At 35.6% G+C, this 8,227-nt stretch carries 7 protein-coding genes, 1 tRNA gene and 1 pseudogene; 5 read left to right on the forward strand and 4 right to left on the reverse strand.

The annotated features are described in order from the left end of the window. Together MW688_RS18235 and MW688_RS18240 are read right to left on the reverse strand one after the other, a co-directional pair. A pseudogene (locus tag MW688_RS18235) lies at positions 1-172 on the reverse strand (photosystem II q(b) protein); the annotation flags it as partial. 497 nt (positions 173-669) lie between these two features. Beyond that, entirely contained in the window at positions 670-1,050 is a 381-nt protein-coding gene (locus MW688_RS18240; RefSeq protein WP_486737442.1) for a DUF4359 domain-containing protein, read from the reverse strand. Between the two features lie 69 nt (positions 1,051-1,119). Here MW688_RS18240 and MW688_RS18245 point away from each other — a divergent pair. Then, positions 1,120-1,192, forward strand: a tRNA-His gene (locus tag MW688_RS18245). Between the two features lie 15 nt (positions 1,193-1,207). Here the strand turns inward: MW688_RS18245 and MW688_RS18250 are convergent. Both MW688_RS18250 and xth read right to left on the reverse strand, forming a co-directional pair. Continuing rightward, positions 1,208-2,668: a DASH family cryptochrome gene (locus tag MW688_RS18250; RefSeq protein ID WP_486737443.1), complete on the reverse strand. Its 1,461-nt coding sequence runs from the start codon at positions 2,666-2,668 to the stop codon at positions 1,208-1,210. Positions 2,669-2,691: 23 nt separating this feature from the next. Further along, positions 2,692-3,489 (reverse strand): exodeoxyribonuclease III, encoded by a 798-nt coding sequence (xth, locus tag MW688_RS18255; protein ID WP_486737444.1) that lies wholly within the window; start codon positions 3,487-3,489, stop codon positions 2,692-2,694. A gap of 102 nt (positions 3,490-3,591) precedes the next feature. Between xth and hisIE the strand changes: the two genes are divergently transcribed. The 4 genes from hisIE (at position 3,592) to MW688_RS18275 (ending at position 8,179) form a co-directional block, all read left to right on the forward strand. Then, positions 3,592-4,218, forward strand: a complete 627-nt coding sequence (gene hisIE / locus MW688_RS18260; RefSeq protein ID WP_486737445.1) for a bifunctional phosphoribosyl-AMP cyclohydrolase/phosphoribosyl-ATP diphosphatase HisIE — start codon at positions 3,592-3,594, stop codon at positions 4,216-4,218. A 393-nt stretch (positions 4,219-4,611) separates the two neighbouring features. Then, entirely contained in the window at positions 4,612-5,511 is a 900-nt protein-coding gene (locus tag MW688_RS18265; protein ID WP_486737446.1) for a DUF4253 domain-containing protein, read from the forward strand. 208 nt (positions 5,512-5,719) lie between these two features. After that, complete coding sequence (gene sepF, locus MW688_RS18270; RefSeq protein WP_486737447.1) at positions 5,720-7,222, forward strand: cell division protein SepF; 1,503 nt, start codon at positions 5,720-5,722, stop codon at positions 7,220-7,222. A gap of 561 nt (positions 7,223-7,783) precedes the next feature. Continuing rightward, positions 7,784-8,179, forward strand: a complete 396-nt coding sequence (locus MW688_RS18275; protein WP_486737448.1) for a hypothetical protein — start codon at positions 7,784-7,786, stop codon at positions 8,177-8,179. Positions 8,180-8,227 lie beyond the last annotated feature (48 nt).

Genomic DNA, 8,227 nt, shown 5'->3' on the forward strand with positions numbered 1-8,227 from the left:
CAGGAGGTGCAGCTACGAAAGCGATGATGTAGCAGATAGTTGCAGTTAAGAGAGTAGGGATCATGAGAACACCGAACCAACCTACATAAAGACGGTTTTCAGTGCTAGTTACCCACTGACAGAACTGTTCCCAAAGGCTCGCAGAAGAGCGCTGTTGTAAAGTAGTAGTCATTGTGTTTATAATTGCTATTTAATTTAATATGTGCAGATGATTTGAGGGTTTTGTTTTTCCCTATATTTTTATCTTAACAGATTTTGTTAACTTTTGTAAAGGGTATTAACTTTAAGTAAACTTATGTGAATGATTAATTTTAATAATAGATTCTACTGCTGGCTGTCACTCCTATTCCCTCGCTCCGCATCTTGAGAACGCCCTAAGCTCACACCAAAGCATCTTTACCTAATGTTACTGGTTGTGTTTGAGTAATGAGTTTTGAAGTAAGGAGTTTTGAAGTAAGAAGTCTTGAAGTCTTGAAGTCTTGAAGTAATGAGTTAAAGAATTAATGCTAAACGCTTAAAAATTGGTTGACCTTTGCTACTTTTCTTAGGGTGAAGAGAAATGAACTTTTTCTGAGGTTAATTTAGTACATAAGTACTGGTAAAAGATGTGAGCTGAGCGAAGCTTAGGGCGCTACTACTTCTGGAGCTGTTCGGAATCTAGGCACTGGGCTAAATTTTCTCAATATTATATATATAAAACTTTTGTAAAAAGCCTATAGTTTCAACACGGTAACTAGATAGAGGGGGAAAAAAGGGAAAATCAGTCTCATAAACGCTAAACAAGAGAAAATTTTGCCTTTCGGTTTTTTTGGCAATAATCATTTCTAATTGAGGTCGAGATATATCTACGAGAGTATGACAAGAAGAAGAAAGAACATCTTGGTCTTCATCTAAACCATCGTCGCAGACTTCTTTTTTTACATAGGTAGTTAGGCTTTCTGTGGCATATTTTTTATAGGCATAATGTCCTGGATTAGTACACATCAGAAAACCCCCGACTAATACTAATCCAAAGATACCGATTTTAGTAATTAAATTTAAACTCAACATAAATTAAAAAAAATTTCCTTGATAATTTGATTTTCTAGCAATTTATATGTTATGATAAGGAGTTGTATGGCGAGCGTGGCCAAGTGGTTAAGGCAGTGGATTGTGGTTCCACCACTCGCGGGTTCAAGTCCCGTCGTTCGCCCTAATTAACCCAAACTCAACTCAAAGCTGATTCGTATTTCTTTTGGTTAGCTTGAACTGATTTCCAAAAGTCAACAACAGGTCTAGGGTAGTCTACTCCTAATGTAACCCCAAATTGCTTTTGTTCTCCAACAGATAGCTTCCCGGGGTCGTGAATTTTATCTCCAGGTAAAGACTCCAATTCAGTTAACCAATGTTTTAAATATTTACCCTGAGGATCATAATCACGAGATTGTTTAGCAATATTAAAGTAGCGAAATCCTCGGGCATCATTACCAACACCCGCAGTATAGTTCCAATTTCCCCAATTACTGCAAACATCGTAATCAATTAACAAAGATTCAAACCATTCTGCCCCCATAGTCCAATTTATGCCTAAATTCTTAGTTAGGAAACTAGCTACATTTTGCCTTCCTCGATTTGACATAAAACCCGTGGCAGCGATTTCCCGCATATTAGCATCTACTAGAGGAAATCCAGTTTTTCCCTCTTGCCACAGTTGAAACCTTTCCCAGTCTTCCTGCCAAGGTAAATTGAGTTTTTGTAACCCTGAGAGGAAAAATAATTGATCGCCATGTTTCCTAGCAATAAAGCGGAAATAATCTCGCCAGAGAAGTTCAAATATTAACCAATAGGTGGAATCATTTTTTACTCTTTGGTCTTCGTAATCTTGGACTTGTTGATTAATATAGCGCGGTGAGAGGCAACCGTGAGCTAACCAAGGGGAAAATTTAGAAGAGTAATTAGCCCCTAACATACCATTACGAGTTTCTTTATAGTTACCTAAACAGTTTTCTTCCCAGAAATAGGTTTCTAGTCTAGCTATTCCTGCTGTTTCTCCTCCTTGGAAGTTTAATACTCCTCGACTATCTGCTATCTGGGATTCTACACCTAACTCAGCTAAGGTAGGAATCATGCCTAAATCTATTTCTGGTAGAGGTGGTAATTCTTGAGGGGATGCTAAGGGCTTTTTGATTCTGCCTTTTTTTTCTACTGCTTTACGAAAATTGGTAAATACTTCTGGCAATTCACTAATTTCAAAAGGCAAGTCATGGGGATGGTAGAGAGTGGCACCCCAATAGGATTTATAAGGAACTTTGATTTCCTCTAAAGCTTTTTTTAATGCTGTTTCTACGGCTAATTCTTCTGAGGTTGCTTCTTGGTGAAAATAGACAGCAGAAATCTTTAAAGCTTGGCAAAGAGAGGGAATAATTACTTCTGGTAACCCTTTTCTCACAATTAAGTTGCTGCCTAGTTTAGCTAGAGAGTTACGTAAATCAGTAACACTCTCAATCAGAAATCGCGATCGCCAAGTTCCCGTTTTCGGGAAACCATAAGATGTGGTCATAAATTGACGGTCATCGAAGCAGTAACAGGGGATTACTAGAGGGTTTTTTCTTTGGGCTTCATTTAGGGGTTTATGGTCATGTATCCGTAAGTCATTACGATACCAGATTAATATAGGGTTTTGTTCCATGAGTACTTTTTTTCTAATTTAACTCAGTTTTCTGCTAAATCAATAATTACTGGTGCGTGATCGCTCGGTTTTATTTGTTTTCTTGGTTCAATATCTATGACACAATCTCTTAATCTTTGATATAAATTTGCAGTTAAATAGTGATGGTCAATTCGCCAGCCGCGATTGCGACTAAAACCAGAAGCGCGATAATCCCACCAACTATATAACCCCTCTGCTTGAGTAAATTTACGTAAAGCGTCATCAAACCCTAACTCAGCAATAGCAGCTAAAGCCTCTCTTTCTTTTGGGGAAGACATAATATGATTTTGCTTATTCTTAGGATTATATATATCTCTATCTTCTGGCGCTATATTAAAATCACCGCACAGACAAATATCAAGTTTCTCGGTTTTGATTAAATTTTGGAGATATTCTCTCAGTAAGTGCAGCCATTGCAATTTATATTCATACTTCTCACTATCAACACTTGCGCCATTGGGTATATAAACATTCACAATGCAAATATTGTTAACTACTCCAGTGATGAGGCGTTTTTGACTGTCTAAATCTCCAACTACATCTGCACCCAAAACCGGAGTAAAACCTATGTTGATTTTCTCTAAAGGGGTAGAACTAAATATAGCTACTCCATTATAAGCTTTCTGTCCAGATATATAAGTATGGTAACCCAATTCTTTAAAAGGAGTGAGGGGAAAATCATCATCTACTACCTTAGTTTCCTGAAGGCAGAGTATATCTACTTGATGTTTTTGTAACCAGTCTAAAACTAGTTGTTGTCTAGTTCTAATTGAGTTAACATTCCAGGTTGCTATTTTCATAATTTATCTTGATTTTAAGGCAGGAGGCAATCTTGAGGAATTCGGAAAAAAAAACTCCCAAATTTTGTTAAAATTGATGGTGATAATTAGAGGAAATCAAGAATGTCTTTATCGATTCCCCTAGATAAAATTCGCTACAACGAACAAGGATTAGTACCAGCGATCGCCCAAGACTATTTAGATGGTACAGTACTAATGTTAGCTTGGATGAATAGAGACTCTCTCTCAAAAACTATTGAAACTCAACAAGCTTGGTATTGGAGTCGTTCGAGACAAGAATTATGGCACAAAGGTGCCACATCTGGTCATTTTCAAAACGTTAAGGAAATTCGTTACGACTGCGATAGTGATTCTCTACTGCTTACTATTGAACAAGTGGGAGATATTGCTTGCCATACGGGAGAAAGAAGTTGTTTTCATTTGGCTGATGAAGACAAATCAGCACCTCCTGGAGATATATTATCAGAACTAGCTAAAATAATAGTAAATCGCCGTGACTATCCTGTAGAAGATTCTTATACCTGTAAATTATTTCAAGGTGGAGATAATAAAATTCTCAAGAAAATTGGTGAAGAATCCGCCGAAGTAGTTATGGCTTGTAAAGATGACAAACCCGAGGAGATAGCTTCAGAAGTAGCGGACTTATTTTATCACACCCTAGTAGCCTTAGCTCACCATCAGGTTGATTTGCGCCAAGTTTATAAAGAATTACAGAAGCGAATGGGTTGAACGAAATTGTTTTGTGATCAAGAAATCTTGATTACCTCATTTAATTATAGGTTTTGTTGCTAAGAAGAGGTAATTGGCGATCGCTTTTTCTTGATTTCTATCTCACTTAAGTAGCTATCCTTTATAAACATCTTTCTTGACAAAAAACTTGACAAAAAACGTAACTTGTGTGTTTGTGCTTTTTTAGATTTTGTCTAAGAAATTAATGTATAGTAATATACATTTTATCCACAAATTAAGTAATTTTACTTAAAATTTCTCCCCCTCTCCCGGAGCTCCCCTGCTCCCCCTCTCCCGGAGCTATACAAGGATTTGGTGAGTTCCTTATCAAGCATAGCTTAAGTAGGTGGACTTAATTAAAAGTAAAAATGAGTAAAGGATTGACTTTTTAATATGATTAATAGTATTGAGGAACTAAGAAAAATTTTACAGGGAACTAATTTAGAGAATTACCATCTTACTAAGATTGATTTGCCTGAAACAACAGGAGTATTAGCTATTGCTATTGATAATAATGAGGCTTTAGCCGCTTGGGAAATTCTCAGACAAAAGTTAACTTTAACCGAGAGATGGCCAATTTTAGTTATTAATGACCATGACTTATTTAGTTCTTTTCCTTTTACTATAGAAGTCAATAAACAAGATTATGAACACTCAGCCAGAGATTTAATTAATCAAGCGAATATTCTTGATTTAGAGGCAGAATTACAAAATTTAGCGAGAAGACAGTTTGACGATAATTGGCAAGATAACATAGAAATGTCTTGGTCAGACCTACAAACAAAATGGGGAATAACCCCAGATTTAGAAGAAATAGCCAAGTTAATTGAAAACAAAGAAATATATGATCATTCTAGTTTAGAAAAATGGTTATTTAATTGGGAAATTGAATGCTTTTCTCAACAAGCTAGAGAGAGTGAAGATGCAAGTTATTTAAACTGGTATGAACCTCAGTATGAAACTATTAGCTTACTCCTGATGCCTACCTCTAATAGTTGGGAAATTCCTGCTTATATTCATTGGTATGGAGCCGAAATGTGTACAACAGAAGTATTAATCGCTTTACTGAAGAAATGGGGAGAAATGTATGAAGCTGAATTAGTAGCGCACTACGGCACCATGCTACAGATAATAACTAAAAAAAAGCCAACTACCCCGGAAGCGGCTTTTAGATTAGCCTGGGAACAGGAATTAATTGCCCCTTGTACAACAATTTTACCGGGTATATCTCTCAGAGACCATGCTAAAGAACTACTCTCGACAGATAAATGGTTTCTTCATGAGAGACCTTGAATTCCTAACTTGAAAAAGGCAATAGGCAATAGTCAATGGTGATGTAGGGAATCTGTGAGCAGTATATAATCAAGCTTGTTTATTATTGTTAAAATTATATTTTGGCACAGAGACAAGACCAAGTGTTTTTGAAAACTTATGACCATAATTTATCTAAAGATAAATTACGATAATATGATCACTATAACAAAAAATAATCACAAAAGCTATGACCAGTGATCCTCAGTTAAGCCAGTCATCTCTAGACGTATCTACTCAACCAATTACAATATATGAGAAAACCTATTATTTACCAGTACTCAATAGCCCTGGTTTTACTCAGTTACAAGAAAATATCAAAGCTCGTCAACAATTAATTAGAGCAAACCAACGCCAAATTAGGCAAAAAACCTCTGAAAGAGTATTTTTCTGGATAAAAACTGAAAAACTAATCACTGTTAACAGAGAAATTACCTTTGATGAGAAATTCCAAGAATTAGAGAGATTGGTAACAGACTATAATGGTATCATTAATTTTCTGAGTCAGCATAAAACTTCCTATGAACACTTTTTTCTAGAATTAACCCAAGAATTAAAAGGAATAGTCTATCAAAGGTGTAGAGATTTAGCTAATGTTGAACAGAAGCGTTTAGCACAAGAAGCAAAAGCCAAAACGGATCCAGTTTTATTCAACGTATATCAAGAACAAAAGCAACAAATCTTTAAAAATGCCTTTGTTTTGCACCGTGTCGCTCAATTAATGCTCAAAAAAATCCAATTAATCAATGGTAGCATTCAAAAATTAGCCAGCGATCAAGTTGAGCAAAAACAATTACTAGAGAATATGGTATCTAGACTCAAGAGCTATCAAGAGGCTTATGAGTTACAAAAAGAAATAGATAAAATCGAACAAGATGTAACTAAATTAGCAGAAATAGCTAAAAACTTTGAAAAAATTATGAGCCCAGTATTAGCTCCTTTTCAGGGTTTAATTGACCAAGTCATAGATATAGACCAAGAATTATCAGCTACAGTAGAAGAAATTAGGGTATTAGTAGGAGATTTATTCCAAACAGATTTGTGTGTATCTAGTTGGGATAATCAGGGTAACTTAGGAGCTGAGTTGCTTGATTTCCTGGTCAAAGGATATCAAAAACAAGAGTACATTAAAGATGGTTTAGATGCAGCATACTGGCAAACTATTGATAGTTTGGAGCAATTATCATTACCACCAGATGTGTTAGGGAAGACTTCTTTAACCACCGCACTGCAATCGATAGAAACAGATATAAACTCTCAATTAAATCAATTGATTGGTCAATATCAAATTGAGGTAAATAAACCTAGTTATAGTAGTTATGAGAATATCTCTTCTGACCAGGTTAAAACTGAAGTAAACCAACTGAGTGCTAGTTACCAAACCAGGGAAGCCGAGGAAGGGGGAAGGGCAGCGGAAAAACTTGTTAATTCGTCCCAAATCGAAGTAATAGTAGTTGAACCAAAGTCTTTTGAAGAAATGCCAAAATATGCGCAAATTTTATATGAAGGTCGTAGCGTAGTTCTCAATCTAACTCCTATGGTTATGAATGATAGTGATTTAGCCCAGAAATGCGTTGATTTCTTGTGGGGTGTAACTAAGTCAATCGGAGGATCTTCTGAACGTATAGGTGATTCTATATTTGTATTTACGCCCGCTGGAGTAAAAATTAATTCAGTATCAGACAAAAAATAAGTATCTCGACAGAATTAATTTCATTTTCGTTAACTATAGCCTTTGACTCACATCTTCCAGCAGTACTTATGTACTAAATTAACCTCAGAAAAAGTTCATTTCTCTTCACCCTAAGAAAAGTAGCAACGGTCAACCAATTTTTAAGCGCGATCGCATTAATTCTTTAACTCATTACTTCAAAACTTCAAGACTTCTTACTTCAAGACTTCAAGACTTCAAAACTCATTACTTCAAAACTCACTATTCATTACTTCAAGACTTCAAGACTTCTTACTTCAAAACTCATTACTCAAACACAACCAGTAACATTAGGTATAGATGCTTTGGTGTGAGTTTGAGGGATTCATCTTTTGCTTCTCCACCTGTGTCAAAAGTTATTAGTTTGGGAAGTGTGGGAAGAAGAATGAACTTTTTCTTCGCTAAAACTATCTTGTTAGAATAGTAACAATAGAAAAAAGAATTATTAGTACAATCTTTATATTTAGGTGTTGTCGGTCCTATTGAGTAAACAATCTTGTACTAATAAACCATTTCTAGGATAAATATATATAAAAAAACAAAATGAACGAAACTAATAAGACACCGGAAACAAAAGAAACAGATATAATTCCTGTAAGTCCAGAAACTAATTCTCTAGTAGAAAAAGAAATGGCAGGAGAAAGCGATGAGGTGAAAGCAGAAACAAAAGCTTTAGTAGAAGCAATTAGAAGACGAGCACAATCTGAAATCGAAAATGCTCAAACTTTGACTCAAGAAGCTTATATCAATGCTGTTCGCAATGCTAGAGAAGCGATTGAACAAAATCAACTACTAGATCCTAAAAGAATAGAACATTCAGCAGAAATGATTCAAAGAGATGCTCAAGAAAATTGGCAAAAAACTGTAGATGAAATTAAGGCTTTAGGCGATCGCCTTCAAGAGGCAGCTCAAGCAGCATGGAAGATCATCATGGGCTAAATACAGTTGAAAAATATCTACTCATTACTGCTAAAAGTTGCTCATTTG

Source organism: Johannesbaptistia floridana (assembly GCF_057440575.1).